This window comes from Pseudomonas psychrophila HA-4 (assembly GCF_000282975.1).
In the GTDB taxonomy this organism is placed as follows: Bacteria; Pseudomonadota; Gammaproteobacteria; order Pseudomonadales; family Pseudomonadaceae; genus Aquipseudomonas; species Aquipseudomonas psychrophila_A.
On sequence record NZ_ALJC01000073.1, the window covers coordinates 1 to 15,251 of the forward strand.

11 protein-coding genes and 1 pseudogene are annotated in these 15,251 nt (G+C 58.9%); 3 read left to right on the forward strand and 9 right to left on the reverse strand.

Annotation, left to right across the window (positions count from 1 at the left end; translation table 11 throughout):
- Positions 1-9 precede the first annotated feature (9 nt).
- A complete protein-coding gene (locus tag B347_RS25870; RefSeq protein ID WP_272942647.1) occupies positions 10-174 on the forward strand; it encodes a DUF6124 family protein in 165 nt (54 codons plus the stop codon).
- A gap of 177 nt (positions 175-351) precedes the next feature.
- On the opposite strand, the gene B347_RS0109100 is transcribed toward B347_RS25870, so the two are convergent.
- From B347_RS0109100 to B347_RS0109120, 5 genes are all read right to left on the reverse strand, one after another.
- On the reverse strand, positions 352-1,131 hold the full coding sequence (locus B347_RS0109100) for an acetoin reductase (protein ID WP_019409397.1): 780 nt from the start codon (positions 1,129-1,131) through the stop codon (positions 352-354).
- 68 nt (positions 1,132-1,199) lie between these two features.
- Positions 1,200-2,597 carry a dihydrolipoyl dehydrogenase gene (lpdA, locus tag B347_RS0109105; RefSeq protein ID WP_019409398.1) on the reverse strand — a complete coding sequence of 466 codons (1,398 nt, stop codon included), beginning with the start codon at positions 2,595-2,597 and terminating at the stop codon, positions 1,200-1,202.
- A gap of 8 nt (positions 2,598-2,605) precedes the next feature.
- A complete protein-coding gene (locus B347_RS0109110; protein WP_019409399.1) occupies positions 2,606-4,114 on the reverse strand; it encodes a 2-oxo acid dehydrogenase subunit E2 in 1,509 nt (502 codons plus the stop codon).
- Positions 4,115-4,116: 2 nt separating this feature from the next.
- Positions 4,117-5,136 carry an alpha-ketoacid dehydrogenase subunit beta gene (locus tag B347_RS0109115; protein WP_019409400.1) on the reverse strand — a complete coding sequence of 340 codons (1,020 nt, stop codon included), beginning with the start codon at positions 5,134-5,136 and terminating at the stop codon, positions 4,117-4,119.
- Positions 5,137-5,147: 11 nt separating this feature from the next.
- Positions 5,148-6,110: a thiamine pyrophosphate-dependent dehydrogenase E1 component subunit alpha gene (locus tag B347_RS0109120; protein WP_019409401.1), complete on the reverse strand. Its 963-nt coding sequence runs from the start codon at positions 6,108-6,110 to the stop codon at positions 5,148-5,150.
- A 203-nt stretch (positions 6,111-6,313) separates the two neighbouring features.
- Between B347_RS0109120 and B347_RS0109125 the strand changes: the two genes are divergently transcribed.
- Together B347_RS0109125 and B347_RS24810 are read left to right on the forward strand one after the other, a co-directional pair.
- The gene (locus B347_RS0109125) at positions 6,314-9,022 is read left to right on the forward strand and encodes a LuxR C-terminal-related transcriptional regulator (protein ID WP_019409402.1); all 2,709 of its coding nucleotides are present in this window, start codon (positions 6,314-6,316) and stop codon (positions 9,020-9,022) included.
- 160 nt (positions 9,023-9,182) lie between these two features.
- A complete protein-coding gene (locus B347_RS24810) occupies positions 9,183-9,866 on the forward strand; it encodes a M12 family metallopeptidase (protein ID WP_019409403.1) in 684 nt (227 codons plus the stop codon).
- 41 nt (positions 9,867-9,907) lie between these two features.
- Here the strand turns inward: B347_RS24810 and B347_RS26890 are convergent.
- The 4 genes and pseudogenes from B347_RS26890 to tssM all read right to left on the reverse strand — a co-directional run.
- Positions 9,908-9,988: pseudogene (locus B347_RS26890) on the reverse strand (hypothetical protein); the annotation flags it as partial.
- Positions 9,989-10,092: 104 nt separating this feature from the next.
- The gene (locus B347_RS0109140) at positions 10,093-10,998 is read right to left on the reverse strand and encodes a serine/threonine-protein kinase (RefSeq protein WP_100218025.1); all 906 of its coding nucleotides are present in this window, start codon (positions 10,996-10,998) and stop codon (positions 10,093-10,095) included.
- Entirely contained in the window at positions 10,995-11,723 is a 729-nt protein-coding gene (locus B347_RS0109145) for a PP2C family protein-serine/threonine phosphatase (RefSeq protein ID WP_019409406.1), read from the reverse strand. Before B347_RS0109145 ends, B347_RS0109140 begins: the two co-directional genes overlap by 4 nt.
- On the reverse strand, positions 11,723-15,250 hold the full coding sequence (gene tssM, locus B347_RS0109150; RefSeq protein WP_019409407.1) for a type VI secretion system membrane subunit TssM: 3,528 nt from the start codon (positions 15,248-15,250) through the stop codon (positions 11,723-11,725). The genes B347_RS0109145 and tssM overlap by 1 nt, the downstream gene beginning before the upstream one ends.
- Between the last annotated feature and the right edge of the window lies 1 nt (position 15,251).

Below are 15,251 nucleotides of genomic sequence, written 5' to 3' on the forward strand. Positions count from 1 at the left end.
GAAGCGGCTTTGGCCCAAGCGTCAGACTTGTTGCGCTGCGCGGGGGCTTCGGCCTGTGAGGCGGGGAATGGGTTGAGCGGGCATGCGCGCCATCTTGTGTTGTCGGCCATGCACCTCGTGGAGCTGGCCAAGGCGTATGTCGATAAATCGCTGGATGGTTTAACGACGCACTAAGCAGCACGCACATGCCCGCGTAGCAGTTGCCGAGCCTTGCGAGGCTGCGTCCGGCGGCGCAGACGTCGTCAATGGGCTATCGCGGTGCACCCGTTAAATCCGGTACGCAGGATTTACGATCGCTTCGCAATCGGACGTAGCCTCGCAAGGCTCGGCAACTGCTACAGGGTGTATATGTCAGCGGAACACCAAGCCACCATCAATCAGCGGCGCTTGGCCGGTCATGTAGTCGGCGTCCGGGCTGGCTAGGTAGGCGACGAATGCCGCGACGTCTTCTGGGGTTTCAGCCCGGCCCAAGGCAATCCCATTAACGAATTTTTCGTAGGTTGCACCAATCGGTGCGCCGGTGATTTCGGACATGCGTTTGTCGATGTCGACCCACATGTCAGTCCCCACAACGCCCGGGCAGTAAGCGTTGACGGTGATGCCGTGCACCGCCAGTTCTTTGGCCGCCGCTTGGGTTAAGGCACGTACCGCGAATTTGGTGGAGGAATAAACCCCCAGCAAGGCATAGCCTTCATGGCCAGCGATGGAGCTGGCATTGATGATTTTGCCCTTGCGCTTAAGTGCCTGGAACTTGGCTGCCGCCGCCTGAATGCCCCACAGGGTGCCTTGGACGTTGATGCGGTAGATCCGCTCGACTTCTTGCGCGGTGACGTCAGCCAGCGGTTTAACCTGCGAAATGCCCGCGTTGTTGACCATGATGTCCAACCCGCCCAGCGTGCTATGTGCATGCTCTACGGCCTGGAACACTTGTTCGCGGTCACCGACGTCGGCCACAAAAGTGCTGGCTTTACGGCCCAGTGCTTGGACTTCTTCGGCCACTTGGCGCAGTTTGTCTTGGTTAAGATCGACCAGCGCGATGTCGGCGCCGTCTTTTGCGAGTCGCAATGCGATGCCGCGGCCAATACCCTGCGCCGCGCCTGTGATCAATGCCACCTTTCCAGTGAGTTTCATTCGTTGGGCTCCTTTCAACCGTTAGCAATCATTGCAGGCTTGAACCATAGACCAAGCCTGCTTCGGGGCTATTGATGCAGCGCACGATCTCGGGCCGCCAGCACCGCTTCGTGCATGGCCTCGCTGAGGGTTGGGTGCGCAAAAATCACGTCACTCAACTCAACGTCCGTGGCCTCCAGCGCTTGGGCGATGCCAAACCCCTGGATCTGTTCGGTCACATGCGGCCCAACCATGTGGGCACCGAGCAGTTCGCCGGTGTCCGCATCAAAAACCGTTTTTACGAAGCCTTTGCTTTCGCCCATGGCCAACGCTTTGCCGTTGGCTTGGTAGTCGAAGCGCCCCACGGCAATGTTGTGTCCGTTGCTGCGCGCAGCCGCTTCGGTGAGCCCCAGACTGGCGACTTCCGGTCGGGCATAGGTGCAGCCGGGAATGCGGTTTTTATTCAGCGGGTGTACGCCGTCGACCCCTGCGAGTTTTTCGACACACACCACGCCTTCATGGCTGGCCTTGTGGGCTAGGCACGGGGCGCCCGCCACGTCGCCAATCGCATACAGCCCGGCTACGCTGGTTCGGCACCATGGGTCGGTTTTGATAAAGCCTTTTTCAAACTCGACGCCCAACGCTTCAAGCCCCATGTCTTCAGTATTGGGTTGGATGCCCGCCGCCAGCAGCACTTGAGCCACCTGCACGGTCTGCTCGCTACCATCGCTGAGCGAGAGCGTGCAGTGCAGCGCGCCCACCTCGCCTTGTACCGCGCTGACGCGGGTCTGGGTCAGCACACGAATCGCGCGTTGCTCGAACTCGCGTTGCACCAGGTTCGCGACCTCGTGGTCTTCGACCGGCATGATGTGCTTGGCCACTTCGACCAGCGTGACCTGGCTGCCCAGGTCGCTGTATAAGCTGGCGAACTCCACACCAATGGCACCAGAGCCAATGACCAGCAAAGACGGCGGCACGCTGGTGGGCACCAGCGCGTCGAAGTAGCTCCAGATTTTTTGCCCGTCGGCCGCAAGCCCTGGCAACGGCCTCGGCCTCGCCCCGGTGGCCAAAATGATATGCCGCGCCTGATACACCGCCTCGCCCTGCTCACCACTGACGGTGACCACGCCTTTGGCGCTGACACGGCCACGCCCGTCGATGACAGTAACCGCGTTTTTCTTCAGCAAATAAGCAATGCCCGTGGTCAATTTGCGCGACACGCCACGGCTGTGGGCGACCAGTTGCGCAATATCAAACTGGATGTTGTCGGCGCTGAAACCAAAGGTGTCGAGGTGCTTCAAGGTATGCCCGACTTCAGCGCCCTTGAGCATGGCTTTGGTGGGGATGCAGCCCCAGTTCAGGCAAATGCCGCCCAAGTGCTGTTGTTCGACCAGCGCCGTGCTCAGCCCCAATTGGGCCGCGCGGATGGCGGCCACGTAGCCGCCAGGGCCGCCGCCGATGACGAGTACATCAAATTTATCGGTCATGGCGGCTCCTAAAGCATCATCAGGCTTGGGGTCTGCACCAGACGCTTGAGTTCCTTGAGGAACGTCGCCCCCAGCGCGCCATCAATCACCCGGTGATCACACGACAAGGTCACGGTCATTTGCGTGCGTACAGCGGCTTGACCGTTGTGCGCAACCACCCGTTGCTCGCCCGCGCCAATGGCCAGAATTGCACCTTGGGGTGGGTTGATGATGGCGTCGAATTGGCTGACGCCGAGCATGCCCAGATTGGAAATACTGAACGTGCCGCCCTGAAACTCCTCAGGCTTGAGGTTGCCCGCTTTGGCTTTGGTCACCAGGCTGAGCATTTCTTGGGAGATGCTCGACAGGCTTTTGCGATTGGCCTGACGCACGATGGGCGTAATCAAGCCTCCGGGCAGGGCCACGGCCACCGAAATATCGGCGTCGGCAAAGCGCAATACGGCCTGACTCGCTTCGTCGAACTGCACGTTGACGTCAGGCACTTTGATCAGCGCCAGCGCACAGGCTTTGATCAGCAAGTCATTGACCGACAGTTTGATCGCCGGGGCCGAGGCGTTGATTTCACTGCGCAGCGCCAGCAGCGCTTCAAGGTCTAGATCGGCCTGCAAGCGAAAGTGCGGAGCCGTACGCTTCGACTCTTGCAGACGGGCCGCAATCGCTTTGCGCATGCCGTTCATGGGCAGCACTTCGGCGTGCGGTGCTTGCGGGGTTGCTTGAACAGGCGCGGCCACCACCGGGTTTTGCACCGCGCTGACTTCCAGCACATCGGTCTTGCTGACGCGGCCACGGCTGCCGGTGACGCGGCAATCGTTGAGGTTGACGCCCAGTTTGGCGGCCAAACGACGCGCCACCGGCGTGGCCACAATGTGACTGTCATCCGCCCGCGAGCGCGCAGGGCCATCGGCTTTGAGCGCCGGTTGAAGCGTCGCGACCTTACCGCCGTTGTCCTTAACGGCGTGCTCAATGTCACTCACGCTGATTCGCCCTTGAGGGCCTGAGCCGCTGACACGGTTTAAGTCGATGCCCAGTTCTTTGGCCAAACGTGTGGCGTGCGGCGTCGCAAACACTGCCTCGGCACTTGCGCCGAGTAAGGCCTGCGGCACGTGCCAGCCGTGAGTGGTTTTTGCCGCCTGAACCGGTGCCGACTCTGGCGCTTTCGCTGCGACCGCGGGTGCGCCAGATGCTACCGGAGCAACCTCTGGCAGCGGGGCCGCAGCGGCAGGTGCTGCACCACGCTGAGCAATAAAGGCGTCAATCTCGGCATCGCTGACCGACGCATCGGCCACCACACCCAACAACCCGCCGACCGGCAAGGTTTGCCCTGGCTGCGCCACTTTGCGGCGCAGCACGCCATCAAACGGTGCTTCCAGCACGTTGGAGATTTTGCTGGTCTCGATGTCGCACAGTTCCTGATGCTGTTTGAAGCTGTCGCCTTCTTCAATCAGCCAATTATTGAGGGTGCCCTCTTCCATCGACAGGCCCCATTTAGGCACCTCGATGATTTTGATCTCGCTCATGTTCAGGCCTCCATCACTTTACGTACGGCGGCCTCGATGCGGTCGGCGCTGGGGATCCAGGCTTGTTCCAGCACGGGCGAGAACGGCACCGGGGTGTGTGGCGGGGTGACCATGATGATCGGGGCTTTGAGCTGATAAAAAGCTTTGGTGGCGATCAAGGCGGCGAGGTCGTGGGCAAAGCCCAAGCGCGCAGCCGACTCGTCGACAATCACCACACGGCCGGTGGAGGTCACGGATTCGAGAATGCCGTCTTCGTCCAGCGGCGATACGGTGCGCGGGTCGACCACTTCAACCGAGATGCCTTCGGCGGCCAACTTGTCGGCCACTTGGTTGGCTTTGTGCACCATGGCCGCGAGGGCGATGATGGTCACGTCGGTGCCTTCGCGGGTGTAGTTGGCCACGCCAAAAGGAATGGTGTAGGGCTCTTCGGGCACTTCGCCCTTGATGTCGTAGAGCGCTTTGTGTTCGCAGAACACCACAGGGTCGTCGTCGCGTATGGCTTGAATCAACAAGCCTTTGACGTCATACGGGGTCGACGGCACCACGACCTTAAGGCCCGGCGTGGTGGCGAAAATATGGTACGGCGACTGCGAGTGCTGAGCCGCTGCCGAGAAGCCCGCGCCAATCATGCCGCGCACCACCATCGGTGCCTTGGCCTTGCCGCCGAACATGTAGCGAAACTTGGCCGCCTGGTTGTAAAGCATGTCGTGGCAGACGCCAAAAAAGTCCATGAACATCAGCTCAGCCACAGGCCGTAAGCCAGTCATGGCCGCACCGGCCGCCATGCCGATAATGGCCGACTCGGTGATCGGCGTGTCGATGACCCGCGCCGAACCGAACTCGGTCCACAAGCCTTTGGTCACGCCCAACACGCCGCCGAACGCTTCGCCTTTGCTGCCCACTTCTGCGGTACCGGCCTGCCCGCCGCACACGTCTTCGCCGATCAAGACCACGCGATCGTCGAGTGCCATTTCCTGAGCCAGGGCTTCTTTGACCGCTTCACGATAAGTACGAATTGCCATGGTTTGAATCCTCAGTAAGACACGTAAACGTCAGTCAGCAAGCTTTCTACCGCAGGGAAATCTGCCGCGCGGGCCTTGGCCACGGCGTCGTCGACCAAGGCCTCAACCTCGGCGTCGATGGCGAGCAGTTCTTCTGCGGAAATTTGACCGCTAACGTGTTCACTGAAGATTTTCAACGGGTCGCTTTCTTGGCGCAGACGCTCAACTTCGCCATCGGCGCGATACAGCATCGGGTCGCCTTCAAAGTGGCCGTACCAGCGATGAGCCACCGCCTCGATTGCAGTCGGTCCGCCACCGTTGCGCGCCCGCTCGACGGCCACTGCGACAGCTTCATAGACGGCGAAGAAGTCCGTGCCGTCAACCTTGACCGCAGGCATGCCGAAGCCTGCCGCACGCTGGGTAATGTTGCGCCCACCCACCGCATAGTCGTGGCCGGTGGCTTCGCCGAAACCATTATTTTCGAACATGAAGATGACCGGCAATTGCAGCACCACGGCCATGTTCATGGCTTCGAATACCAGCCCCTGGTTCGAGCCGCCATCACCGGTAAACGATACAGCCACCCCGCCATTGCCTAAGGTTTTGGCGGTCAGGGCCGCACCAATGGCCAAGGGTGGAGCGCCGCCAACAATGGCGTTGGCACCGAGCATGCCTTTGCTCAAATCAGCGATGTGCATGGACCCGCCCTTGCCTCGGCAGAGCCCTGAATCCTTGCCAAAGATTTCCGCCATCATCCCGTGAATGTCACAACCTTTAGCGATGCAGTGGCCGTGACCACGGTGGGTCGAACCGATGTAGTCGGTGTCTTTAAGGTGCTCGCAAACCCCGACGGCAATCGCCTCTTCACCGCAATAAAGGTGAATGAATCCGGGGATATCGCCGGTGGTGTTCTCTTGGTGGAGGCGCTCTTCGAACACGCGAATTTCGCGCATTTTGCGATAGGCCTTAAGCAGTTCTGACTTGCTAAGCGACATGGGTTCGCCCTCTTGTCTTGGCTTTTTTATTGGGGTTATCGAACACCTGACGGCGTACGACGATGGCGTTCCCTTACGGTAAGAGTCTAAAGTCGCAGCCATAACTACCCGGATGGGGGGGCGCAACACCTGCTTGCGGGGGGGTACTCTTTACACACCCCAAGGGCAGCGTCAGCCAAACGCTAGAGGGATACATAACAACAATGACCCAGGCTAAATTTTCCACTCCGTTTAAGCGTCAGACTGCCTTTGGTCTTGACCACGGCTTACCGCTGATAGGCACCAAACTGGTACCGCCCCGCTCGGCCGGAACGGTCTTGGCGCGCACACGTCTATTGGAAAAAATCAATCTGGTGGAAGAACGCTGCATGGCGCTGGTCTGCGGCCCTGCCGGGTTTGGCAAAACCACATTGCTGGGGCAATGGCGCCAGCGCTTGCTCGAACAGGGGCACAGCGTAGCCTGGCTCAGCTTGGATGATCAGGACGACAACCCGCAGGTCTTTCGCCGCTATTTGCTGGCAGCTTTGAGCCAAGCCAGTGGCCAGCCGCTGGAGCAGGTCGATGGCTTGGCAGACAGCGTGGCGCAGGCGGACAGCCGCTTTGTCCGCGAGCTGATCAACCTGATGCAACACCGGCAAAACGCTCTGTATCTGGTATTGGACGACCTGCACCTGATCAACCACCCCGCCATCATCAGCGACCTCGAACAATTGCTTCAACATGCCCCGGACTGCTTTCACGTGCTGGTGGGCAGCCGCAGTGTTCCAGCACTGCCGTTGAGCCGCTTGCAGGCGCGCAATCAGTTGCTCGAAATCGACACTAACGCCTTGCGTTTCAACGTTGAAGAAACCCAAGACTACCTGGCAAGCGCCAACCCCCAGCGTTTTCCCGCGTCCGAGTTGCAACGGGTGCTGAACCTGACCGAAGGCTGGATCACCGGCATCCAGATGGCAGCGCTGGCGCCCAACGATCCGTTACGCAACCTCAACCGCCTGCACTTGGGCAACCGGCAGATCGGTCGTTACTTGTATGACGTGGTGTTGGCTCCATTGCCGGTGCCCTTGCAAGAGTTTCTGTTGAAAACGTCAATTCTCGGACGTCTGACGCCGTCGCTGTGTAACGCGGTCACCGGGCACGAAGACGCCCACGAGCGGCTGGCCGAGATCGAGCGGCACAACTTGTTTCTATTTTCGTTGGACAGCCAAGGGCACTGGTTTCGCTACCACACCTTGTTTGTCGAAACACTCAATGAGCGGTTGCAGCACAGCGATATTGCCGTGGTACACCTGCACGAGCGCGCCAGCAACTGGCTGGCCAAGCACCAGTACTGGGCCGAGGCGATCCGGCACGCACTGGCGGCGGGCAAGCTTGGCAGTCGCGACGACTGTGCCAATCAGGGCGCGCAATCGCTGGCCGAAGAAGGCGATGTCGGCACGCTGGTGCGCTGGTTGCAGCAACTGCCTGACATCGCCAGCCAACCGCTGGATGAACAGCGAATCGACCTGCAACTCAATCTGGCCTGGGCCTTGGGGCATCACTTTCATTTCTCGGCGTCTAGGGGGTTGCTTGATAGCCTGCGGCCCTTGTTCAACACCTCGCAGCCAAGCACTAGGCTGAGCATCAAATACCACGTCATTGGCGCCATTACCGAGGCCTTTGCGGAAAATATCAGCCAGAGCATCGAGCGCGTTGAGCCGTTGCTGGCGTACGTGCCGTGCGGTGATACGTGGGTCGACGGGTTGATCTGCAACATCCTCAGTTATGACTACATGACCCAAGGCCATTACCCACAGGCGCAAGCCGTGCAGCGCCACATGCCTTGCCCGACCACGCCGTCACACAACCTCTTTGTCACGGTTTACCGCGCTTTCGTCCTAGGTCTGAGCCACTTTCGGCAGGCAGACCTGCACAGCGCCGAGCAGTATTACCGCCAGGCACTCACCCCCGCCGAAGACCTGACAGGCCCGCAATCGAGTGGCAGCGCCACACTCGCAGCGCTCTTGGCCGAGTTGCTGTATGAACGCGGCGACTGGCCGGCCCTGCAAACACTCGTGGCGCAGCGCCTGAACCAGATCGACGTCATCGCCCCACTGGATGCGCTGTTTGGGGCGTACGCCAGCCTGGCACGTCGCGCCCTGCTGATGAACGACCCGACCCAGGCACGCTACCTGCTGGAGCACGCACAACAACTGGCAACGCTACGCCGCTGGCCACGGCTACAAGCTTGGTTGCTGGTCGAGGAAATACGCATTCACTTGGCCTGCGAGCAACTGCCACAAGCGCTGGAGTTGCAGGCGCAATTTGAAACCCTGGACCCGCTCACCGCTCATGCCGACATCAGCCGTGCTCGTACCGAGGCGCACTGCCATATTGCCGCCGCGCAAGAGCAATGGTCTGTGGCGGCCACATTGTGGCAAGGCTTGCTGGATAACGATGAACGCAAAGGCCAATTGCTGCGCGCTGCCCGCAGCCGTGCGGCATTGGCCTGTGCGTTATGGCCGGATGATCAGGCGAGCGCCGTAAAGACCTTGCAGCCTCTGCTTAATTTGGCGTGTCGGCAGAACCTGCGACGCAGCCTGCTGGATGCCGGTGCGGCCATCCCCGCGCTGCTCGAAGCGCTCTTGAAAAGCGCGCGTGGCGAGACCGCCGATTATGTGCGCAGCCTGCTCGAAGACACCGCCCCGCACATGCGTAGCGACAACAGCGCCAACCCTGAGCCGAGTTTGAGTGAGCGCGAGCGGCAAATCCTGCAATTGATTGCCCAAGGCCAGGCCAACAAAGAAATAGCCCGCAGCCTGGATATTTCAGCAGAAACAGTGAAATGGCATCTCAAAAACCTGTTTTGCAAACTGCATGTGACCAGCCGTATTCAGGCGATCACTCGGGCACAGAAACTTAAGGTATTGGATTAGAAGCCTCTGTAGGCGCGAACTTGCCTCGCGGCCTTTTGATCTTTAAACCCTCACGACGAGGCAATGAATTAACACATTTCTCTGTTAGTCAGTGGCTGTCTCTCTTCTACGCTGACGTCTATCAAGACAGGAGGTCTTGACTATAAAAAAGGATAAAAACATGAGTCGCCCATTCATATGCAAGCTGCATGACGCGTACAACATCAACACGGTAACTACGATGAGCTTCGCAGTGACTAGAAGGCTCTGGGACAACGGCAGCACACTGACTATTGCCTTTGTCAGCGACCCTTCAGACACGTTGAGACGCGCCATTATCTCGGCAGCCAGCCAATGGCTGCCTCACATCAATCTAACCTTTGACTTCGTTGAAGGTCATGAAGGCGATATCAGAATCGCAACCAACACGTTGGGTATTCATAAGTCAGTGCTGGGCAACTATGCGCTACAGATTGATCCGTCAGAACCAACCATGACTATCGGTGAAGATGAAAACCAACCGAGTTTCAATGCGACCGTATTGCATGAGTTCGGGCATGCTTTAGCGGCTGCCCATGAGCACTTGCACCCCGATTCCGATATACCGTGGGACAAGCCAAAAGTGTATGCCTATTACAGAACTCACGGATTAACTGACGAAGAAACCGACCGTATGGTGTTAAACAAACGGCCTCATTCAAGTGTGACCTACACCCCTTACGACCCAAAATCGATCATGCATTACTCGGTCCTCAATGAATTAACCCTCGGTGATTTTGAAATAGCCGAAAACACCGAAATCAGCCAACAAGACATTGCCCTGATGAAGCTTCTTTATCCCAAAAACGTTACCGAGACGCAGTGAAAACCGCGTTGAACGGTCGAGCATCTTGCACCATCGATGCCGTGATCCAGCCAAAGAATCACCGTATCCGCCAGGCCTGCTGCCAGATACGGATTGCCATCATCGACTGCCAGTACGTAGCGCTCCAGTATTTGCACCCAACTTTAACGTCCGTCGGTGCCACTTGGCTCAATCGCTTGCAGCTCGAGATCAAGGTCATCGCCAAACTGCGCGAAGCACCTGATGCCTAACCCCAGAACCCTGGTTTAACCGTCAGTGCCTCACGCAGTTGCGCAATGCTGACGCTGCGGTGTTCAGGGTCGAAACTCAGTGCCTTGCGCACGTACGGCCAAGCGTGCCGCGACAATCGCTTGGGCCGTTTTAGTTTTATTTTAGGCCGCATATCGCGGGCGGCGGTGGCTTGCATCCGGTTGAATGGATGCTTGCCACTGGCCAGTTCGTACAGCAAACAGCCCAGCGCATACAGGTCTGCTACGCGGGTCAGCGGCCCCCCTTCAAGGATTTCGGGTGCCGCGTAGCCTGGGGTCCAGGCGTTGACGCGGCTACGGCTCACAGACGCCAAGCCGCTTAATGTGCCCTCCTCCGCTTGCCCCAAGCCAAAGTCGAACAACCGGATACCGTCTTCACTGAGCAAAACATTGCTCGGTTTGATGTCGCCGTGCAGCACGCCTCGTTCATGGGCATGGCCCAAGGCATCCAGCAGCGGCAAAGCAATGTCGCGCAACTCATGCCACGCCATCCCCAAAGGTCGTTCACACAACAAACGGTCTAGGGTCGGGCCGCGCAACAGTTCCATCACCACAAACACCCGTTCATGCTCCGTGTCGACCTCAAAGCTGTACACGCGCAGCACGTTGGGATGACGCAAGTGCCGTATCAGCGCGAACTCATTGAACAGCAACGCGCTGGCGTCCGTTGAGTGTTCGTACGCTTCGCTGAGCACTTTGAGCGCGACGCAAGGCTGTGGGTCTGCGAATTGCTCATGCAGCAGGTCGCGCGCCCGATACACCGCGCCCATGCCACCCGCGCCCAGCAACCGTTCGATTCGGTAACGCTTGCCAAGCACGGTGGGCATTGCGCGAAAAACGGGAGTTGCCTGCGGCGTGTCCTCAGACCTTTCAAGGTCGCTCATTGACGAATTACCACCGCGCTCACGTTGTCACAGGCAGCACCGCGCAACACGCCATCAAACAAACGCGCCAGCGCAACCTGCGGTGAAATCAGGCTCAAGGCATTACTTAATTCGCTGTGACTAAGGCCTTGGTATAGACCATCGCTGCACAGCAAAAACACGTCATCGGGCAACACCTCAAGCTCGACCACACTCAGGTTCAAATGCTCGCTCGCCCCAATTGCACGGGTCAGAGCACGCGAACCCGGATGGGCACGCGCCTGCTCAAGACTCATGTTGTGCTCATCCATGAGTTGCTGTTGCAACGAATGATCGCGCGACAGTTGGTACAACTGCTGCCCACGCCATAAATAACAACGGCTATCCCCGGCCCAGACACACGCAGCACGCTTGCCCTCGAGCAGCAGCGCCACCACGGTGCTGCCCATGAGGCTGTCGACCTGCTGATCACTGACGGTCAGTTCCTGGCCCATCCGGCGGTTGAGCCAGTGCAGGCATTGACGCACCGCCTCAAGCCGCTGATCAAAGGTCTGTGGGTGTGTCAGTTCGCCCAAGCTGTCGACAATCAACTGGCTGGCAATATCGCCAGCCCGATGACCGCCCATGCCATCTGCCACCGCCCAGAGTCCGTGCTCCGGGCAGTCGAGAATGGCATCTTCATTACGTGCCCGAACCTTGCCTTGGTCGGTACCCGCCGCGCTGCGCCACTGTGGGGCTGCGTGCATCACAGTTGCTCAGGCAGACGGAAGCTGCGCAGCACGTCCATATCGAACGGGTTGGGGGTGCGTTGGCTCATCAACAGGTAATTGGCACGCAGCCCGCCGACTTCTGCTTTAAGGACCATCACATCGCGACCGCTCAGGTAATCCATCTGCATCAGGTCCAGTACCCGGAACAACGACCAAGGCCCGGTGCTTTTTTCTATGCCAACTGGGCGGCCGACCATTTTTTCCATGACCAGACTGGTGCGGCCGTTTTCAGCTTCGGTGGGCCACTGCAAGGTGACTGGCACAATCGGACCATGGCGGTACTCAATTGATTGGTTGCCGAAACGAAACTCGGAACGGCTGACACTGGAGTCCAGGCTGTAAGGCTCAAGGGTGAACTGGACCTGCGGCTCTGCCGGATTTTGCGCAAAGAAGCTTTGGCGAATCACCTGCACGGCGGCCATTTGCTCAAAGTAGGTTTTGGCCATCGGCAAGCCTTGGCCGTCTATGCTGCGCAGCCGGTAATTACCCGCCTCACCGCTGACGAAAGGCCGCATGTACCCATCAAAGAAGCGCTCGCTGATGCCTTGTGCCCGAAAGAACTCGCGAAAGTCATTCAGCGCCACGTCGCTGCTGCTGTGGGCGCTAAACGGGTAACGCTTTTTGATCGCCCGCACATAGAAGCTGTACAGCTCGCGCTGATAACGCTGATTGACGAATTGATACGAATCGTTAAGCACCAAGCGCCACGTGTCATCAGCCAGGCCGTTGAACCAGCCGTTAAGCGGACTCGGCAAACGCTGCGACGCCTGACGCAGTTGGCTCAAGGCATCACGTTGGCCGCTCATGCGCAGCTTGGCCATTTCAAACGCGGCTTGATCCGGGGCACTGGCGCGAGCCAGGCCCGCCAGTTGCAGTTGGACTTCATTGAGCCCTTGCAGGGCCGGTGTGAGGTCGGCGGTCGGACCATCGTTTTCATCCAGCAAGCGGTGCAAAGGTTCGAACCGACGCTGCAAGGCTTTTTTCGCGGTGTCCGGCAGGTTGGCTGCCACTGCATCCGAGACTTTCGCCGCCGCGACAGTCGCGACCTTGCCAAGCGCCCCCAGTTTAGGCGCAGCACTGTCATCCGCCGCCGGCAGGGCTTGCAGGTCTTCAATAAGGCTCGGGAAGCGGGTGTTGGCGCGCACTTCGAGTAACAGTTGCACCACTGCAGAATTGGCCGATGTCAGGCCTGCAAACTGTTCTGCGCCTTCACCGGCCGTGTCGAACGGTTGCAAGGCCAACTGGCCGACTGCTTCGCTCCAGTAGGTGGCGTAATCGCGAAAGTACAGTTGCTCAAGCTCAACCATCAGCTTGCGCATGTCCATCGGGCTGATGCTGTTGCCCTCGCCCAGCACCCAGTTGTCACGCAGGATTTCGCTGACCAGAGTGGCGCCCTGAACCGAGAAATACTGTTTGTAACCTTGCTCGGTATAGAACCCAGGGATCGCATAGTCGGCCCCGCTGAACACGCCGCCTTGCGGGCCAAGATGCTGGTCGAAACTATAAGGCGACAACGTGTGGGCCTGGTCCCGCAGCATGCGGTACACCACAGACGCCAACGTCTCATTGCGCAATGCCTGACGCGCCTGGGCTATCAGCGTGTCATTGAGTGGGTACTGAAAAGTCTGACCCAGCAAGCGGGCGAAGTGTTGATTCAGCCCATTCTGCACAGCGGTGTTGCCCGGATAACGTGCCGACCAGTCGGTGGCCACCCATGCCCGCAACCAGGCGTTGTCCCGTCGCTCGGGCATGCCGAGCATCAGGTACGCACGCACACTGTTGAGCAGCCGATCGCGATTATTCAGGTTGGCGCGGATCTGGCTTTCTAGTTGCTGTGCAACACGCGGCAGTAACAGCACATCAAGTTCACGTTCGTAGGCCTGCAAGACCACCGGATGACTCGCGCCGCCCTGATACAGGCCGGTACGTTCATGCAGTGCAGTATTGGTCAACGACGGGTAAACACGCGTGGCGGCGTATTGGGTGTCGAGGGTATTGAGCACCGCTCGGGCATCATCACGCGGGCTCAGTAACGAACGCTGTTTGGCCCCTTGCTGGGCCAATTCGCGCAGTGTGTCCAGACGATCAAGGTTGGATGAAAAGCTGGAGGTCCACACCAGCCCCAACCCGCTCAGCACCGCCAAAGCCCCGCCGTACATGGCCCGCTGACCCCAGCTGATTCGCCGACGCTCACGTTTATCCAGACCCGCCAGTTGCGCCTCGGGGAAAATCACCCGGCTTAGCAGGTGATTAATAAAGTGCGAGCGCCCACTGTGCAGGGTCGGCAGCACCTGGGATTTCACCCCAAATTCTGAGCCAACTTCGGCGGTGGAAGAGTCCAACTGTTGTTTCAGGTGCGGTGCGCTGGTCAGGTAAAAGCCCCGCAGCGGACTGGCACGCTGGTAACGATTACCGGTAAAGGCCATGTCGACAAACAGGCACAGACGCTCACCAATGCTGCCCAACTGGTGAGGAAAATCGAGAATCCGCCCACGACGCTGGCTGTCACGCTCTTGGTGCATACGCGTGATGACCTGACTGTTGAGACGCCCCAACAACGCTTCAAATTCCGTGCGCAGCAGCGACACATCTGAACCGCTCTGGCCTTTGGCAAAGCTGGCGCCGAAGACCTGATCGCTTTCTTCGCGGCTCAGTTGCTCGAAAAACTCGGTGAAGCCCAGCAGTTTGTCAGCCTTGCTTAGCACCAAATAAACCGGCACCTCGATGTGCAAGGTTTGATGGATGTCTTGCAGTCGCACACGAATCTGTTCAGCTAGGTCAGACAGTTTTTTTTCATCGCCTGAAAACAGGGTATCCACGGGCAAAGTGACCAGCACGCCATTCAGTGGCCGTTCGCGTCGGCGCTTGCGCAGCAAACCGAGCAACGTGCTCCAGCCAGTGGCGTCGGCATGGGTTTCATTCTGCGTCAGGTAACGCCCGGCAGTGTCTATCAGCACGCCGTGTTCAGCGAAATACCAGTCGCAGTGACGGGTCCCGCTGGTGTCGCGCGTCAGTTTGCGGTCAATTTTGTTCAGGGGGAAATCTAACCCTGAGAAGTCCAGCAGGCTGGTCTTGCCGCTGCCAGTGGGGCCGATCAACAAATACCAGGGCAACTCGTCGCGCCAGCGTTCACTGCGTCCGCGGTACACGCTGGACGTTTTGAGCGTGCGTAACGCTTCTTTGAAACGTGTACGCAGCTCTTTATGCGACGCATCAATCAGTGCTTCGCGGCGCAAGCGTTCCTTGCCGGTTTCACTGTCTTCGGCTTCTTTTTTACGCACCCCGGCGCGCCAACTGACGAACACCATGCTCAGGCCCCACAGCAGACACAGCCCACTGATGGTGAGGAGTCGAGCACTGGCATCGGCCCAAAATTTATAGTCATCAACCGCCAGCAACGGCCCAACCCACCAGATCAGCAGCGCACTCGACAGCAACAGTAGCAATGTCCAGACCCAGGTCTGGCACAGAAAGGCGCCAACCTTTTTAAAAGCGTTTTTCATC